At 37.1% G+C, this 17083-nt stretch carries 18 protein-coding genes; all 18 read right to left on the bottom strand.

Annotated features, from left to right (window positions below):
• Positions 1-194: 194 nt before the first annotated feature.
• The 18 genes from lepB to V192_RS0115050 all read right to left on the bottom strand — a co-directional run bounded on the left by lepB (position 195) and on the right by V192_RS0115050 (position 17077).
• On the bottom strand, positions 195-719 hold the full coding sequence (gene lepB / locus V192_RS22410) for a signal peptidase I (protein WP_025873181.1): 525 nt from the start codon (positions 717-719) through the stop codon (positions 195-197).
• On the bottom strand, positions 671-1042 hold the full coding sequence (locus tag V192_RS22405) for a hypothetical protein (protein ID WP_025873180.1): 372 nt from the start codon (positions 1040-1042) through the stop codon (positions 671-673). The genes lepB and V192_RS22405 overlap by 49 nt, the downstream gene beginning before the upstream one ends.
• A gap of 203 nt (positions 1043-1245) precedes the next feature.
• The gene (locus V192_RS0115120) at positions 1246-1644 is read right to left on the bottom strand and encodes a LysM peptidoglycan-binding domain-containing protein (RefSeq protein ID WP_025873179.1); all 399 of its coding nucleotides are present in this window, start codon (positions 1642-1644) and stop codon (positions 1246-1248) included.
• A gap of 32 nt (positions 1645-1676) precedes the next feature.
• Positions 1677-3032 (bottom strand): coiled-coil domain-containing protein, encoded by a 1356-nt coding sequence (locus V192_RS0115115; protein WP_025873178.1) that lies wholly within the window; start codon positions 3030-3032, stop codon positions 1677-1679.
• A 35-nt stretch (positions 3033-3067) separates the two neighbouring features.
• Positions 3068-3664, bottom strand: a complete 597-nt coding sequence (locus tag V192_RS0115110; protein WP_239644705.1) for a hypothetical protein — start codon at positions 3662-3664, stop codon at positions 3068-3070.
• 517 nt (positions 3665-4181) lie between these two features.
• Positions 4182-4562 carry a type II toxin-antitoxin system PemK/MazF family toxin gene (locus V192_RS0115105; RefSeq protein WP_025873176.1) on the bottom strand — a complete coding sequence of 127 codons (381 nt, stop codon included), beginning with the start codon at positions 4560-4562 and terminating at the stop codon, positions 4182-4184.
• A 15-nt stretch (positions 4563-4577) separates the two neighbouring features.
• Positions 4578-5696: an alanine racemase gene (gene alr, locus V192_RS0115100; protein ID WP_025873175.1), complete on the bottom strand. Its 1119-nt coding sequence runs from the start codon at positions 5694-5696 to the stop codon at positions 4578-4580.
• 132 nt (positions 5697-5828) lie between these two features.
• Positions 5829-6182, bottom strand: a complete 354-nt coding sequence (gene acpS / locus V192_RS0115095; RefSeq protein WP_025873174.1) for a holo-ACP synthase — start codon at positions 6180-6182, stop codon at positions 5829-5831.
• A 192-nt stretch (positions 6183-6374) separates the two neighbouring features.
• Positions 6375-7922: a degradosome RNA helicase CshA gene (cshA, locus tag V192_RS0115090; RefSeq protein WP_025873173.1), complete on the bottom strand. Its 1548-nt coding sequence runs from the start codon at positions 7920-7922 to the stop codon at positions 6375-6377.
• A gap of 336 nt (positions 7923-8258) precedes the next feature.
• Positions 8259-9626, bottom strand: a complete 1368-nt coding sequence (locus V192_RS0115085; protein ID WP_025873172.1) for a UDP-N-acetylmuramoyl-tripeptide--D-alanyl-D-alanine ligase — start codon at positions 9624-9626, stop codon at positions 8259-8261.
• Positions 9627-9737: 111 nt separating this feature from the next.
• Entirely contained in the window at positions 9738-10814 is a 1077-nt protein-coding gene (locus V192_RS0115080; protein ID WP_025873171.1) for a D-alanine--D-alanine ligase, read from the bottom strand.
• Positions 10815-11171: 357 nt separating this feature from the next.
• Complete coding sequence (locus V192_RS0115075; RefSeq protein ID WP_025873170.1) at positions 11172-11618, bottom strand: YaiI/YqxD family protein; 447 nt, start codon at positions 11616-11618, stop codon at positions 11172-11174.
• 25 nt (positions 11619-11643) lie between these two features.
• Positions 11644-12147, bottom strand: coding sequence for a hypothetical protein (locus V192_RS22400; protein ID WP_239644704.1), 504 nt, complete (start codon positions 12145-12147; stop codon positions 11644-11646).
• Positions 12144-12653: a DNA topoisomerase IV subunit B family protein gene (locus V192_RS22395; protein WP_239644703.1), complete on the bottom strand. Its 510-nt coding sequence runs from the start codon at positions 12651-12653 to the stop codon at positions 12144-12146. The genes V192_RS22400 and V192_RS22395 overlap by 4 nt, the downstream gene beginning before the upstream one ends.
• 197 nt (positions 12654-12850) lie before the next feature.
• On the bottom strand, positions 12851-13861 hold the full coding sequence (locus V192_RS0115065; protein WP_025873169.1) for a sugar kinase: 1011 nt from the start codon (positions 13859-13861) through the stop codon (positions 12851-12853).
• A 251-nt stretch (positions 13862-14112) separates the two neighbouring features.
• The gene (gene dagF / locus V192_RS0115060) at positions 14113-14856 is read right to left on the bottom strand and encodes a 2-dehydro-3-deoxy-phosphogluconate aldolase (RefSeq protein WP_025873168.1); all 744 of its coding nucleotides are present in this window, start codon (positions 14854-14856) and stop codon (positions 14113-14115) included.
• A 27-nt stretch (positions 14857-14883) separates the two neighbouring features.
• Positions 14884-15978: a DgaE family pyridoxal phosphate-dependent ammonia lyase gene (locus V192_RS0115055; protein WP_025873167.1), complete on the bottom strand. Its 1095-nt coding sequence runs from the start codon at positions 15976-15978 to the stop codon at positions 14884-14886.
• Positions 15968-17077: an amidohydrolase/deacetylase family metallohydrolase gene (locus V192_RS0115050; RefSeq protein WP_025873166.1), complete on the bottom strand. Its 1110-nt coding sequence runs from the start codon at positions 17075-17077 to the stop codon at positions 15968-15970. Before V192_RS0115050 ends, V192_RS0115055 begins: the two co-directional genes overlap by 11 nt.
• Between the last annotated feature and the right edge of the window lie 6 nt (positions 17078-17083).

Raw genomic sequence — 17083 nt, 5'->3', positions numbered from 1 at the left:
CATTTATGATTTGTGCTACTATCTGAAATTATAACAGAGAACTCCCTCTTGATGTTCTCTGTTTTCTTTGCGTCTAGTAAATTTAATGAGAATAGTAATTATGATAATAATAAAATGATAATGATTTTTTTATGCTCTTTTTATCATTTATAATAATTAATTATAAATAAAAAAACGATAAAAAATTATCGTTTTTATTTAATCCAACCAATATTGTTAAATGGAGCAAATCGGAATGAAACAACTCCTTCGATCGCCTGGCCATCGACTAAACCAAAAGCTCTACTGTCGCTGGAATTATTTCTGTTGTCTCCTAAAACAAAATAATACCCTTTAGGAATTTTTTTTAATTGTGACATTTGAGCCAAACTATCCTCAGAGATATTTACTTTGATCGTTCCATCGGGCAATTCATTTGCAGCAGATAATTCTGAGGCTTTTGGCAAAGCTTCAGCTTGATGATTGATGAATAAGTCGCTGCCTTCAGTCCAAACTAAGTCCCCGGGCATCCCGATAATTCGTTTTACATATTGAAAATCACTTTTTACAGGCGGCTTAAATGTGATGATCTCATATCTTTTTGGTTCCTTCGTACGACGGACAATGACCCGATCACCATTTAAAAGTGTTGGCTTCATTGAATCGCCATCAACCATATGAGGGGAAGTATTTAGGATAAAGAAAAAAACAAAAATGGCAAACAATACAACTGGCAGCATAAATTTAACGATTTCGACAATACTTTCTTTTCTTTTTTTCTTTTTCTTTTCTCAAACTCTTCCTTCGTTAATTTCTTCTTTTTTCGCTTTTTATTCGTTGGTGTTGCGTTTCTGATCTGTTCTTCTTTTGGTCTTGGTCTATTTCTTGGTTCTTCTCTAGTTGGTTCAATTCGCTCTCTTGGTTGAGGCCGTTTCTTTTTGACTCCTGATTGGGGGCGTTTTCTATTCGTATTTGTACGTTTATTTTTTGATTTATTATTTTTACTGAATTTCCTTTTTAATTGTCGTTTTAATCTTTCAAAACGCTCTATTATTTCATCCATAATACACCTCATTATACCGATTAATACTCTCCATTAAGAATAACAGACTGCTGTATATTTTTCCATACAAAAGAAAAATCAACTCACTAGAAGAAAATTCTACCTCTTAGTTTCCACAGACTTCTCTTATATTGAAAAAGTGAGCAAAGCAAAACATTTATTGTTTTGCTTTGCTCACCTAAAATCCGCTCTGTAACTTCTCACTAACGATCGAATACTAATTCTTGTCCTTCAACGATGACGCTACTACTAAGCTGATTTTTATTCATTAATGTTTGAACTGATAAGCCAGAATCTTGAGCAATCTCCCATAACGTCTGACCATCTTTTACAACGTAGACTTCTTTAGGAACTTCTTTTGCTTTGCTTTGGGTAGTAGCACTATTTTCGGTTGTTTCCCCCGTAGATTGTTCTACTTCCGGAGCTACTGGAGCCGATTCAGGTGCGACTGTCGTTGTGTCTGCTACCGGTGCAGTTCCAGCCTCACCGCCTACTGATGCCCCTAATACTAATGAATCAGACATGAAATAGCCCGCAGTACTAAACAATATTATAGAAAAAACCAACGGTATCAGATGTTTTTTTTTGATTCGTTTTTTCATATTGTTCTTCCCTTCATTTGTTTTATGATCGTTTAGTTTCCAGTTTTATCTAAGCGTGATAATTTACTTAAACGTTCTTCTAGTTCACGGTAAATCGTCATTACTTCATTTTTAGACTCTTCTACTTCATTAGAAATATTTTTCGCACGATTGCCAATGTTCAGCATTTCAAGTTCGGCTGAATTGACCATGTGTTTTGCTTCAACTTGTGCTTCACTGATGATACGATTGGCTTCTTTCTTAGCAGAAACCATTACTTCACCGATCTCTTGTTGTGATTTCAATGCTTCTTCTTGTAAAGATTGATTTTTCAACAATAGGTCGTTGATTTGTTGTTTCGCTTGTAACAGTTCAGCTAATTGATTTCCTGTAGCTTCGCCTGTTGCAGACATGCTGCGCATTGTTTCAAGTTCAGCATTTAAGTTTTCTAGTTCTTCTTCTTTTTCTTTATAGATGCTTCTTAAGCCAGCTAATTCAGATTCAAACACATTTTTTTGAATAGAATATTTATCGTTTAAGCCTTGGATACGTCCTAGGTTTGTTTCCAATTCGCTTTTTTCTGTTAGAACTGTTTCTAATTCTTTTTTCAATTCTTCAACGCGGCTGTTATCAACCGAAACATCACTATTTGTTGATAAAGTGATTTCTTTATCTTTCAATTCTTGATTTTCTTGTTGTAAACGACGCATTTGTTCTTGAAGATCAGCAAGTTTTTGTGTTAATTCTTGATTTTCTTTATCAGTAGTTTGAAGTTTTTCATTCAATGATTCTAATTCCATCTTCACCGTCTCCAATGCTTCTTGTTTTTCTCCGATTGTTCCTCGGGCTGCTAAATCAGCTTTTAACTGCTGTATTTCTTTTTCTTTTTCAAGAATTTGTGTTTCCAATGCTTTATCTTTTTCAATAAGTGCCGTTTCTAGATAAGCAATCTGTTCTTGGCCACTCACGTTTTCTTTTTTCAGTTCTTCGATTTGTGCCTTCAAGCGAGTGATTTCTTCTGAAGAATCAGCTGCTTCAGTTGCTTCTTCCAGTTCAAAAATTTCTGTTTCTTTTTGATTAAGCTGTGTTGCTAGTTCATCGTTCTTCTCTTTCAATAATTCAAGTTCATCTTGATTGCTTTCAACCTTGATTACTAATTGTTTATTTTGTTGAGATAAACGGAAATTTTCTTCTTTGTTTTGTTCAAATTCAGATTCCTGCATTCTGTATTCTTTGATCAATTCTCTTAAGCGCGTAATCTCTTGTTCTTGTTCAGCCAGTAGGTTGCTATTATTTGTAGTTGTTACACTAACAGGCGGTTGTTCATTATCTGAATTGAAATCTACATCTTGTGTTAATTCTTCTTCGGAAACTTCATTTATTTTTTTTATTAGCCGTCTCTTTGCCATGCCTTTTACACCCCGTCTTTTTGTTCTTTCTTACTCTATTTGTTCAGTTCTACTTTTTCTAAGTTACTGTCTTTTAATTCTCTTGTGTAAACGATCGATTTTTTAGATAGTTTGTTTGATTTATCTCGATATGTAAAGTTAAAATCCATCATTTTGATTTCTTTCACTGGCTGTAATTCTTTGATAAATGGCTCGATATTTTTTTCAGCCGTTTGGAAATCACTAAATGTCAAAGCTGTTGGAAAGACTGAAATTGTCAATGTCTCCGTTTTTTGACTAATCAGGATCGTTACATTTGCTTCACCAAAAAAGGGCTGCCAATCTCTTACAAATGAAAGTTCGTAGTTATCTAAACTTTGTGCATCTCGGCTTTCGACAACTTTTTTCCAAGGAAATTCGGCCAGTTTCAAGGTGTTTTCTTTGTAACTCTCAATCTCAGCGCCAGAAGCTCCGCCTCTGGCCTCCTTGATTTCTCCTATCTTCAATTCTAAGTCTTTATTATCTTTTCTTAAAGCATCTTGATTATACAATATCCCAAACAATATTAAGCAAAAAATAATTGCAGCAATCATCAAAAATAATATTGATCGGTTGTTCTCTTGGTACTTATAAAAGTTAATTTTACGTTTCATCTTTGGACTATCAGAATCCAAGCTCTCCAATTGGAATCGAACATAAAGCTGATAGCAGAAAAAAAGAAACAGCAATACTACTAACACGAACATGAAAATCGTCATCAAATATAAACTCCTTTATCCCTTAATAAAAAAACACTAAATATATCTATTTTTTTGAAAGTTATCCACTTTCCACCCAATTATACATAGTTTATTGTAACATTACGTTGAGCTATTGCCAACTTTTTTTTATAAACGCATGAAAAAGTCAATAAAAATAGCCGCTCACTTGATAAATTTTAGTATTTTTTTATTATTGGAATCGAATAAAGTCATTTATATTTCAGCTGTTTCCCTTATGTTTGTAGTAGGTATCAGTATTTTGGCGACTATTTACTAAAGAATGAAAAATAACAATATAAGTAAGTAACAATGTGACTACAAGGATAATTTCATTGTCTCAGGCATCTTTTTTTGCGTTGCTGACAAAAATCGACTATGTCTTATGTTCTTTCACTAATACCCGATACTTTCAACGATATGTACCAAGATTTTCTTCTTCTAGTTCTGTTTCATGAATTCCTACGCTGACTCCCAAAGCTCGGTCAACAGAATCCATGATTTCTATTCCTAAATGACAAACTTTTTCTTTTAATCGTATTTTATCAATGGTGCGGATCTGTTCTAATAAAATGACTGAGTCACGTTCGATCCCAGTTTCTTCGGAATTAATTCCTATGTGTGTCGGTAATTTTGGCTTAGCCATTTTTGCTGTAATCGCCGCTACGATGATCGTCGGACTAAAATGATTTCCTAAATTATTTTGTATGACTAGTACTGGACGTACTCCCCCTTGTTCTGATCCTACAACAGGGGATAAGTCTGCAAAATATATGTCACCCCTTTTGACCATTTGAAACCTCCTATTCTATTTGTATTCCCTTGGCATACGTTCAGAAAACGTACATGCTACTTCATAGTGGATCGTCTCTAATTTATCTGCCACCATCTGCATTGTGATATTTTCCCCATGATCCTGTCCGATCAGTGTGACGCGTGTTCCTATTGTCATTTGTTCCGGTAAGCGAATCATGCATTGATCCATACAGATTCTCCCGATAATTTCGCATTTCTTACCATTTACTAAGACTGAAAAACCTTGTAAATGCCGCAACCAGCCATCTGCATAACCAATTGGTACAGTGCCGACCCATTCATTTCTACCTGTCGTATACGTATTTCCATAACCAATTCCTTCACCAGCTGAAAGTTCTTTGACCTGAATCAATTCAGATACTAGGCTAAGTGCAGGTTTTAACGGATACACCTCAGGCAATACTTGTCCCGATGGATTTAATCCATACATTGCTATACCAAATCGAATCATATTCCCCACATTTTCAGGATGCCAAAGCGCTGTTGCACTATTGCTGACGTGAACATATTTTGGCAACTCAAAAAGTACTGCTAAGACTTCCTTAAAACGCTGTGCTTGTTTTTCAAAATAGCTTGTATCTTTTTCATCAGCTGTAGCAAAATGAGTGAATAAGCCTTCCCAAAAAAGTGATTCGGTTGATTGTACCAATTCAACGATTTGTTTTACAGCCATCGGTGTAGTAAAACCAATGCGTCCCATACCTGTATCGACTTTTATATGTATTTTCAATGGTGTTTGTATCTCTATATGCTTCATCTGCTCGATTGCTTGTTCCAGCCATTCCTGTGTTGCTACTGTGACGGATAAATCGTATTTCAGCAGCAAATCTATGTAAGAAACATCTACAACACTCAAAATGAGTATCGGCTCTGTAATGCCGGCTTCACGTAGTTCTATTGCTTCATCTAAGATTGCTACACAAAAGCCAGTAGCACCTCCCTGAATGGCCGCCTTAGCCGTTTGAACAGCTCCATGTCCATATCCATTCGCTTTGACTACCGCAAATAATTCTGTCCCTTGCGGCATTCGTTTGACCTCATTGTAAACATTCTCTTTAATCGCCTGTGTATCGATCACTAATTTTGTGGGACGATGCCATCCTACTGCCATATGTATTGTGTCCTTCTTTCTTTTATGATCGAAACGGAAATAATTTTGCTATCGAAGTTTACCTTTCACATCGTATAAATTCTAGTAAACGCTGAACGACAGCTTTCGTTTCAACCTTTATTCCATAGCTTTTTAATCAACTTCTAAAATAATTTGTGCAACTGCAAAAGTATCCGTGTGTGAAATTGAAACAAATACCGTGCCTTCATGTGGAGATTTTGTCACCTTAGGCGCTCCGCTGGCTTCTTTTAGGATTTCGATATCCTGTAATCCCACACTGCCGATTCCAGTGCCCCATGCCTTAGAGAATGCTTCCTTACAAGCAAAACGTCCGGCTAAAAACTCAACTTGACGTTTATGCGGTAATTGTTGAAAAAGGACATATTCATCATTGGTGAGAACCCGTTGGATAAAAGAAGGCTTATTGTTGATAATTTTTTCGATTCTTAAAAGTTCTACCATGTCTATACCAATTCCTTTGATCATTCTTTCAAGCCCTCTCCTTTATTTTATAAATTACTCTTATTCTATCAAATTTTAACAATTTTTCCACATAATAATGTAAAAATTAATAAAAGAAGGGAAAACAAAGCATAAAAGCTTTGTTTCCCCTCTTAAAATCCAATTATTAGTAAAACGAAAACCAATTACTTTTCATTGCTACTATCTATAGATTTATTAATTTGAGTTGTCTCTAATAACAAAGCTACGTTTTTTATCGTTGTGACGTTTTGCTGAACGATTGTCTTTGCTCTTATTGTAACCGCCGCCGTTTCCACTGCCGCCAGCTCCAGTACCTTTGTTATTTTTGTTGCCACGGTAACCGCCGCCACCGTTTTTATTACGGTTACGGCTATTTCCACCGCCACCGCTGCGATTATTTTTATTGAAGCCTTTTTTATTTGATGGTAATGGACGTTCCGGTGTAATTTTCACTGGTACAGCATCTGATGGGTCTTTGGAAATTGTTTTTAGTAATAATGCTGCTAAATCTTCAGCAGAATATTTTTCTAAAAGACTTTCAGCAGAAGGTAAGTAATTTTCTAGACCATTTTCTGCTAATTTTTCTTCAACCGTTTCAAGCGCTGCTCCTAATTGTCCTTTGAACGCTTCTTGTTCACTTGGTGGACGTAATGGTGTCATGCGTTTTTTCGTTAATTCTTCGATGACATGCAAGTAGCCCATTTCGTTTGGTGTAACGAAAGTCACTGACATTCCGCCTTTACCAGCACGACCAGTACGGCCGATACGGTGAACATAGCTTTCTGGATCTTGTGGGATATCGTAGTTATATACGTGTGTAACACCTGAAATATCTAGTCCACGAGCTGCTACGTCTGTTGCAACTAAAATATCTAAGTTACCGCTCTTGAATGAACGTAAAACGCTCATACGTTTTTGCTGTGATAAATCACCATGAATTCCTTCAGCTTTGTATCCGCGTGCTTCTAGGCCGCGTGCTAATTCATCTACACGACGTTTAGTACGACCAAAAACAATTGTTAGCTCCGGTGTTTGAACGTCAAGTAAACGAGTCATGATATCGAATTTTTCGAAATCTTTTGAGCGTACGTAGTATTGATCGATCAAATCAGCTGTCATTTCTTTCGCTTTGATTTTCACGTGTTCTGGTTCTTTCATGAATTTCACGCCAATGTTTTTGATTGCTGGCGGCATTGTTGCTGAAAATAGCAATGTTTGACGAGTTGACGGAATTTTAGAGATGATTTTTTCGATATCTTCTAAGAATCCCATGTTCAACATTTCATCTGCTTCATCTAAAACTAACGTTTCAATTGTATCTAGTTTTAGTGTACGACGATTGATATGATCTAATAAACGTCCAGGTGTTCCGACAACCACATGTGGATTTTCTTTTAGTCCACGGATTTGGCGACTAATGTCTGCTCCGCCGTATACTGCTTGCACACGAATTTTTTTATCGCGGCCTAAACGGTATAATTCTTCTTGCGTTTGGATTGCTAACTCACGAGTTGGAGCAATAACGATCCCTTGTAACATACGTTTTGATGTATCGATTTTTTGTAACATTGGAAGACCAAAAGCAGCTGTTTTACCAGTTCCTGTTTGTGCTTGTCCAATTACGTCTTTTCCTTGTAATGCTAGAGGGATTGTTTCCTCCTGGATTGGTGTTGCTTCTTCAAATCCTGAGCGCTCGATCGATGCCAATAAGTCTGGTTCTAAGCCTAGTTCTTTAAATTTCAAATGATATCCTCCTAAATAGTGTTTGTTGCAGAAGAAAATTTTTTTCTTCTAAAAATGATGTTACAGGTGATTTGACTTTCACTAACTTCGAAAATGTTCATGGAATCAGTAACCTTTCAACATAGGTTTTGCTTATTTTCTCATTAGTGTTACCGAAAAATCCACCTTATGAAGCTACAGGCACTAGAAAAGCCAAACGAGTTCGTTCAGCTTTTTTAATCTTTATATGATAGAAAAGTATCTTCAATAGGTACTTTCGATTTATCTACTTCGATCTTCCGGCAATAGGTTATTTTAGCATAGTTTTATATTTTCAGCAAGTTTTATGAAAGCTCGCTACATTTCGAGAAGTTTCGTAACAACTTCATTTAAACCCATGCCATTACTTGCTTTTAAAACAACCATATCTTTAGGTTTTAGAATCGATTGTATGGTATGGATCAAGCTTTCTTTCTCTTCTTTTTTAAAGTAGTGAATATGACTTTCTTGATATTTTTTCGTTAGTGCATCATACAAAGCCTGCATCTGCTCTCCATACAATACAACTTCTATGACCTCAGAGGGGTTTAAATGCTCACTGACAGAGGCATGCATCTTAGCTGAATCTGGACCTAATTCAAGCATATCCCCTAAAACCGCTACTCGTTTTCCTTGGGTAGGCATCTGGCTGAAGCTATCCAGTACTAGATTCATTGCCGTTGGATTGGCATTATAGACATCACTTAGAAGCTCGATCTCTGAGCTAGTTCTTAGCCATTCAGTCCGATTTTTAGTTAATTGAAAATCAGCTAACCCGGCTTGGATTTTTTCTTCCGTAAGATTAAACCATTGACCAATAGTAATTGCAATCAAGGCGTTGCCAACATTGTATTTACCTGGAACTGGGATCGTAAACAACGTATCTGATCCACTGATTTTAAATGTTGTATATTCTTTTTGTGCTTCAATGATCGTAGCTTTACAGTCCGCGTGATCTAAGCCGAATGTTTTGATTGTTTGCGGCACTTCCTTAATTAAAGGCAAGAGCAAAGGTTCGTCTGCTGGAATGATCAGCAAACCATTTTCAGTGAGTCCTGAAGTGATTTCCATCTTTGCTTGTGCAATTCCTGCTCTTGATCCGAGATTTTCTATATGAGCCTCACCGATCATTGTAATTGCAGCTACCTCTGGCTGAGCCAATTTCGATAAAAAATCAATCTCATCAGCATGATCCATCCCCATTTCTAAAATCAGCTTTTCTGTATCATTTGGCATATGTAAAATAGTATACGGCAAGCCAATGTCGTTATTGTAATTTCCTTGGGTTTTATACGTTTTAAACTGTTGAGCTAAAACGGCTTCGGTCATATCCTTCGTTGTTGTTTTACCATTGCTTCCAGTAATTGCGATCACTGTTGGCTGCATTTTCTTTAGATAATAGACAGCCAAGTCTTGCATCGCTTTCAACGTATCCGCTACTTGTAAGATTGGTAGTTGTTCGGGAGCCGCATTTTTTGAGCTCCAAAACGCAGCTTGTGCCCCTTTATCTACGGCACTTTTGATAAACGAATGGCCATCATTTTCACCTTTTAACGGAACAAAAAGATTCCTTGGTGTAATCAATCGGCTATCAAATTCGATACCTGTCAATTCAAAATCTGTCCACTGTTTCCAATCATTTGTGGCTTGTACTGCTTTGGCTACTTCCCAAAAAGTTAGTTTCATCAGTCTCTCTCCTTAAATTTGCTTTAAACTTATAGCTCTTTTAAACAACAGATCATATATAAAAGGGCTGAAACAAAACCAGCTACGTTTTGTCTCCTCCCTTTTAGTGTTTTATCTTTCGTAAAAACTTTGTCTTTGTTTGAAACGATTTAAAGCTAATTGGATCAATTCTTCAATCAAATCGCTGTATTTCAAGCCCATATTTTCCCATAATAATGGATACATGCTAAATTCTGTAAAACCAGGCATTGTATTTAGCTCATTTAAGAACAACTCATTTTTACTAGTTAAGAAGAAATCGCAACGACTTAAACCACTGCCATCTAAAATAGTATAAGCTTTTTTAGCAAATTCCTGTGCCTTTTGATGCACTTCTTCCGGCACTTCCGCTGGAATTTTCATCGTAATTTGATTATCGATATATTTTGAATTGTAATCATAAAATTCAACATCTTTAACAATCTCACCTGGTAATGTTGTTCTGACGTCCTCATTACCTAAAATCGCTACTTCGATTTCACGTGCTTCGATCCCTTGTTCAACGATCGCTCTAGAATCATAGCGGTAGGCTTCTTCTAAAGCGTGTTGCAGCTCTTCACGATTTTCAGCTTTGCTGATTCCAACACTAGAACCCATATTAGCTGGTTTGACAAAGACTGGATAAATCAATGAACCTTCACATTGCTCAAATACTTTCTTAGGATTTTCTTTCCAATCACTTTTTAAGACTGGTACAAATGGCACTTGAGGAATACCTGCTGTTTGTAATAGATATTTTGTCATGATCTTGTCCATTGCATTAGCACTTGCCAAGACACCGGCTCCCACATAAGGCATCCCGATAGTTTCTAAAAAGCCTTGGATCGTGCCATCTTCACCGTTAGGCCCATGTAAGACCGGAAAAACGATAGCTTCTTCTTCTTGAATATCACAAGGTTGGATCAATTTACCAGTAAATTCGCCCCATTTATCTATTTCCCCATCATCAGACCAAGTTAGCTTAAGAATGTCCTTACTTTCAGGTTTCTCTGACAAAATCGGGCCTTTGACCCATTGTCCTTCTTTACTAATAAAGACCAGCTGGACTTGATAGTAATTATAATAAATCGCATTTAAAACGGAATAGGCAGATAATATAGAAACATCATGTTCTTCACTTCTCCCACCATATAGCAAAATAATCTTCAAATGCTTTTCCTCCTAATTTTTAAAGCTGAAAGAGCTCATTTAACCTTGACTGGAAAATAGGAAATCATGACTGTGATGCCCTTTTCACATTCAGGATTTATCTTTTTCCCGAAAGGTTAGCTCTTGAAGCTAGATAATTTTTATGATTGCCTCCAACAGGGATATTCAAAATAGCTCTTTCATATTTTAGCATAAAAGCGTTAGTCCGAATAGAAACAAATCACGAAATAAGGTAAAAAATTTTAGTAATGCTATTCTAGCCAACTTGATGACTATTTTTATTTACTCAGCTGAATACAAAAATAAGACATTCAAGTAAGGATGTCTTATTATAGAACGATCATTGATACAGATTGGCTAACGTGTTGCTTCGATCAATTCAACAAGTTTTACTTTAAACTTTTCTCGATCTGCTTGTGTAAAGGCTTTTGGCCCTTTTGTGCGTCCGCCACTTTTTCGAACCTTTGCACTAAAATAACGTTGCTCCAACAAACCGTCCATATTTTCACCTGTATATTCATAACCTAGTTGATGCAAAACTCGAACACCCTTTGGCAGAACCAAGGACGCTAATCCATAATCTTGCGTCACTAAAATGTCATTGTTTTTAATCAATTGAACAATTTTATAATCAGCCGCGTCAGCCCCTTTATCTACATAAACAAAAGAAACCAGTTCAGGATATTCTTTCAACGAATAATGATCAATACTTGTGACAATCACAACATCGATTGAATACATAAGGGCGATTTCAATTGCACTATCTTTAACTGGTGAACCATCACCATCAATAAAAATTTTCATGTTTTTTCCTTTCAGCACTGCATACTTAGCTTAAATACCAAGCCGGATGTCGTTTCAAAAAGATCGATACATCAGTAAATACAGCTTCTTTAACGATTTTATACAGCTCAGGATTTCTGATTTTCTTTTTGACAGCGCCAGTGTACCTTGGGCGTTTGACTTTAATTGATAGAACAACGTCAAAACGTTCAGAAAAATTATCGGTCGTTAGATATTTTAATCGGTTTGTTTCCTCTAAAAACTGATTGATCGCATCGACTGTTCCTTGAATAAACCCATCGAGATGTGTCCCGCCGTCTGCTGGTAAATGTCCATTGACAAAGCTATCTTTGATGCTAGTAGAGCCATTTTTTGAAATCACCGCTTGAATCGTAACGCCTTCACTAACTGTATTAATGATTAACGGCTGGCCGTTTCGCGTGATGCTATCATCTTTTTGGAAAATGTATTCAACCAGTCCTTGCTCGTAGTGAAAATAATTTTTCTGTTTTTTCCCATCTGTCAGCGAAATCGTCAACCCGCTGTTCAACAGCGCCAATTCCTGACAACGGTTAAATAAAATAAAGTATGATAATGCTTATTGCCGAATAATGTTTCATCTGGCGTAAAGGCCAATTCAATTCTTTGTCCTTCATCTTCTGAAGGAATCAAGGCTTTTTTGTTCAACTGACCATTCTGATAGATCTGAATGGTCCGCTTGCCTAATTTTTCTACTCCAAAACCCAACTGCTCTGATAAAGCATTGACGACAGAAAGAAAAAGATAAGGGGGAGTGTACTGTTCTTCCGGACTTTTATCTAAGAGAAATCCTTTTTTACTGAAAAAGGAAAAAATAAATTGCTTTTCTGATAATTCGATTGATAGTTCTGCCTGCTTTAGATCAACTGCTAACTGCAATAAATGGTCTAGCACTTGTAGTAGCATGCTTTCTAAACCAGTAGGACCAATCCCACCAATGTACATACCTGGCCGTTTTCGAATACTATCTTTCAAAACATCATCATCTAGTGCTTTCCAAATATTTTCATCGGTCACGTTGATCTCCTCCTGTAAACAGACTTTTATCTATAAAATAACATGTAAATGCTAGCTGATACTTCCTAAGCATACCAATTAATCTGAGCCACGTAAATGGTTACGCTAAATTCCTTACCTATACTCATTATAATGAAAAAAAGACTAGAACGAAAGTAGTATAAACGCATTTATACTTTTTCATTCTAATCTTTCATTTAGCGAATCAAATCAACTGTCGGCTGCTCCATGATATGTCTGACTTGCTTGCGTGTTGTAAGCGGCACATCCCCTTGAATTGTATGCGCCAAAACACCATTAGCTGTGGCAAATTCAACTGTCTCCAGCAGCGACCAAGCTTCGCTATAACCAAGCAATATTCCAGCGGCATAGCCATCTCCTGCACCGATTCGATCTAAATTAACGATTTCCCGCGGTGCTGCTTTTACACTATTTTCCTTATCAAAAAGAAAACCCGTCAAATAATGTTTGTCTCCTTCACCTTGGCGAATCGTTCCAGCGAATTCTTCGATTTGGTATTGCTTCATAAAGCGATGAACTAATTCTTCAAATTGTTTAGAAGAATCCAATGCGCTATCAAGCACCATTCCTAATAGATCCGTTAAATCACGCTGACTACCAAACACTAAATCACAATATGGAAGCATTTTTTCATATTGTTCTTTCATAAACGAAACACCATTAGCTTCATTTAAACTAGGGCGAAAATTAAAATCAAAGCAAACTTTTTTTCCCATAGCATGTGCTTTTTTAGCTAAAGTAAATGCTGCATCTCGTGTTTCTTGAGTTAAGCTCAATGAAATCCCACAGATATGCACTAAATCCGTTTCAGCTAAAAATGCATCGAAATCATAGCTATTAGCATCACTCACACCAAATGAGCTATTACGGCGATTTTGGTACGTTACTTGTGTTGGTCTTGGGCCAAAACCCATTTCAGCGAAATAAGAGCCGATATGATCCCCAGCGTTCCCAATCCAATGATCTTGAATCCCCAACTGACGAATGCTTGCTTTGGCAGCTTCGCCTAGTCGATTATCCGGCACATTCGTGATTAAGCTTGTTTGACAGCCAAAATGAGCTAAATTACTTAAAATATTTACACCTGTACCTGTAAAATCTAACCGTAATTCCTTTGTTTGTTCCAACATTAGATATTCCGGTGGCGTTAAACGCATCATTATTTCACCAAAAGCTGCAATTTTCATCATGATCCCTACCTATTATCTAGCTTCACGAACTAACCCTTCGGAAAAAAGATAAAACATGAGTAAGGCATAAAGCGCCTTAGTCATATTTTCCTATTTTTCTGTCAGCTCTGGACGAGTTCGCTCAGCTTTTATTTGTCTAGCTTCACGAACTATCTCTTCGGAAAAAAGATAAAACTTGAGTAAGGCATAAAGCGCCTTAATCATATTTTCCTATTTTTCTGTCAGCTCTGGGCGAGTTCGCTCAGCTTTTATTTTTTCAATGTATTTTTCATCATACCAAGTAGTGTTTTCACATCTGCTGGTCTTGTATCGCCTGTTTCAGAATCGATGATTGAACTGTACACATGAGGGATAATCTTTTTAACGCCTGCATCCACAGCAATTTGCACGATTTCTTCAAAGTTTTCTAAATCGATACCGCCAGTTGGTTCTAGATAAAAATCATATTTAGCACAAGCTTCAGCGACTGCTTTGTATTCTTCAATGTGTGCTAAGCCTTTCATTGGGAAGAACTTTATCGAGCTGCCGCCCATGTCTTGTAATAAACGAATGGCTGTTTCGATCGTCACTTCGCCTGCTGGTGTTTGTGAGCTTAACGGACCTGTCGCAATATTGACGATGCCGACTTTACCAGTTGGTGAGACTAAACCATTGACGATCGTTTCATCTTGACCTAGTAATGCACGAGAGGTGCCTACACCTGTAAAAACTTGGTTGACATGTTGAGGTTGCAACTCTTTTGAAATTCTTGATACCATTTGACTTTGATTTGGATCACCTGCACCTAAGCCCACAGATAACGCATTGTTGGTTTCTGCTGCATATTTTTTCATATCTTCGATTGCCGCTTCATCGGTTGAGTAGTTTTTAGATAAAACACCTAAAACGATATGACCTTCGGCTGCTTCATAACAGTCTTTCGCATTTTCTACTGAGTTGGCCAAGACGTTTAGGCAAATACGGTCTTCTAAATAATTTGGTGTTAATGTCATGATTGATTCACTCCTGCTTTTAGTTTTTTAGTTCATGATTTCGGTTAAACGAATCACGATTTTATTCATTTCTTCTTCGTTGACAGAACGGATATCGAATTCGATGATGCCGTTGTTTGCTTGGTATTCACGCGTATAGATCGCGGGGCTTTCAGCTTTCAGTTCTTGGATCACTTCTTTAGCTGATTTTTTCCCACTAACGTTGATACTAGCGCGGTAAATATCTCTTCCAGCTCCATCTTGCACGATTTTAGCTTCGATGTTTGGGATCTGATTCAAACGTTCAATAAACGGTGCTAAGCGTGCTTGCATCGAATCGCCTGCTTCACTGCCGTTTCTCACATAATCTTCTACAGCTTGGGTGAAGCCTAGAATGTTGTCCTTGCCGATTTTCATGGCACGACCAATGCCTTTTCCTTGTAGACGAATCCATTCAATGTACTCTTTTTTCCCAATCACAAGTCCTGCACTAGGGCCTTCAATGGCCTTTGCACCACTATAAATCACTAAATCTGCACCTGCTTCGATGTACTTGAATAGATCTTCCTCTGCTGCAGCATCAACAATCAATGGTAGCTTGTGTTTTTGAGCTATAGTTGCGGCCTCGTCTACACTTAACATACTTTTTTGAACCGTATGATGACTCTTGATGTACAAAATAGCGGCAGTTTGGTCTGTGATCATCATTTCGATATGTTCTGGTGAGCACATATTCGCATATCCTGCTTCTACAACATGACCACCGCCTTGTTCCACCATGACTTCCACTGGTGTGCCATAATCGACATTATGTCCTTTGGGTAAAATGATTTCACGTTTGCTAATCTTATCTGTATACGGATGATAAGCATGATATACCGAACCTTCACCGATCAAAGCTGCCACACTTTGGGCAATTCCAGCCGATGCAGATGAGACGATTTGAGCATCTTCAACATTTAATAATTTTGCTAAATAAGCGCCCGTTTGAATACTTAGTTCACTCATTTCAAAAAAATGTTCACCGCCAAATTTTTGAGCAGCTAAAACATTTTCTGATACCTTGGAAACACCTAAAATTGTCATCCGTCCTGAGGCATTGATGACTTCTTTTAGATTGAATTTTTCATAACTAATTGTCATAAACTGTTCCTCCTATAATGGTTTTTACAGGTTTGATCAATTCTGTTGCTTCTCTGGTAAATCCGTTAGAATCAGTCAATGTCTTTTGACCTGCTTGGATCGTAAAGATCGTGATGTCTCCGTCGTAACCTTCTTTTAAATGACCTTTTGTCTCAAAATGGAAATTTTCAGCAGGTGCCGCGGTTACTTTTTCAATAATTTCAGACCACTTATAGCCTACCACACGCAATTTTTCCATGGTAGTGGCTAAATCATGGACGGGACCTTTTTCACGGTTACGGATATAAATATCTGTACTGATCGACGTTGCTTTCATTCCTTCTGCTAAAGCTGTCTCAGCAACATCAAAGTTAAAGCTATCTGTCCCATGACCAATATCAAATACAACGCCTTTGTTATATGCGGCCCAAGCAAACTCTTTAATTTTATTTGTTGATTGATCCAAAATACCATTAGGTTTTCCATTGAAACAATGAGTCAAAACATCTCCCTTTGTCATATGCGCTAGGATTTCATCTAGCTTTGGAGGCGCAGAACCAATGTGTACCATTAGAGGTAAATCATGATTTTCTTTTTGAATTTTCTTAGCCATGGTTAATGGAGTGATCCCATTGTCTCCGATCACTGTTTTACTCATCCGCGCTTTGATTCCTACGACAAAATCAGGTAGTTCAGTCAACGCTTTGTGAACTAACTCTTCTTTCACCTTACTTAAATCAGCCAGCTCGTCTTGCTCAACGATCCCCCATTTTGAAATATTCACTAACGCATAGACGTTGGTTTTTGCTTGTTTTGCTAGGTCGTAAAATTCATGGATGTTTTCAGCACCTGTCGTACCTGCATCGATTACTGTTGTTACGCCTTTTTTGACACCAATTTCATCTGGAAAATCATAGTATAAAGTCATTTTTTCAAAGCAATGAACATGATCATCAATCCAACCAGCCGATACATAGGTATCCTCAGCTAGTTCAATCAACTCTTTACTATCTGCTTCGATTTTATCTGCAACTTTTGCTATTTTCCCAGCGTTGATCGCTATTTCTATTGGTTTACCTTCAATGGTTTTGCCATTTTTTATGATTAAGTCGTAACTCATTTTATC

Source organism: Enterococcus crotali (assembly GCF_000633635.1).
Taxonomy (GTDB): Bacteria; Bacillota; Bacilli; order Lactobacillales; family Enterococcaceae; genus Enterococcus_L; species Enterococcus_L crotali.
The sequence above is the reverse complement of the archived record's forward strand: the minus strand, read 5'-3'. Positions and strand labels throughout refer to the sequence as shown.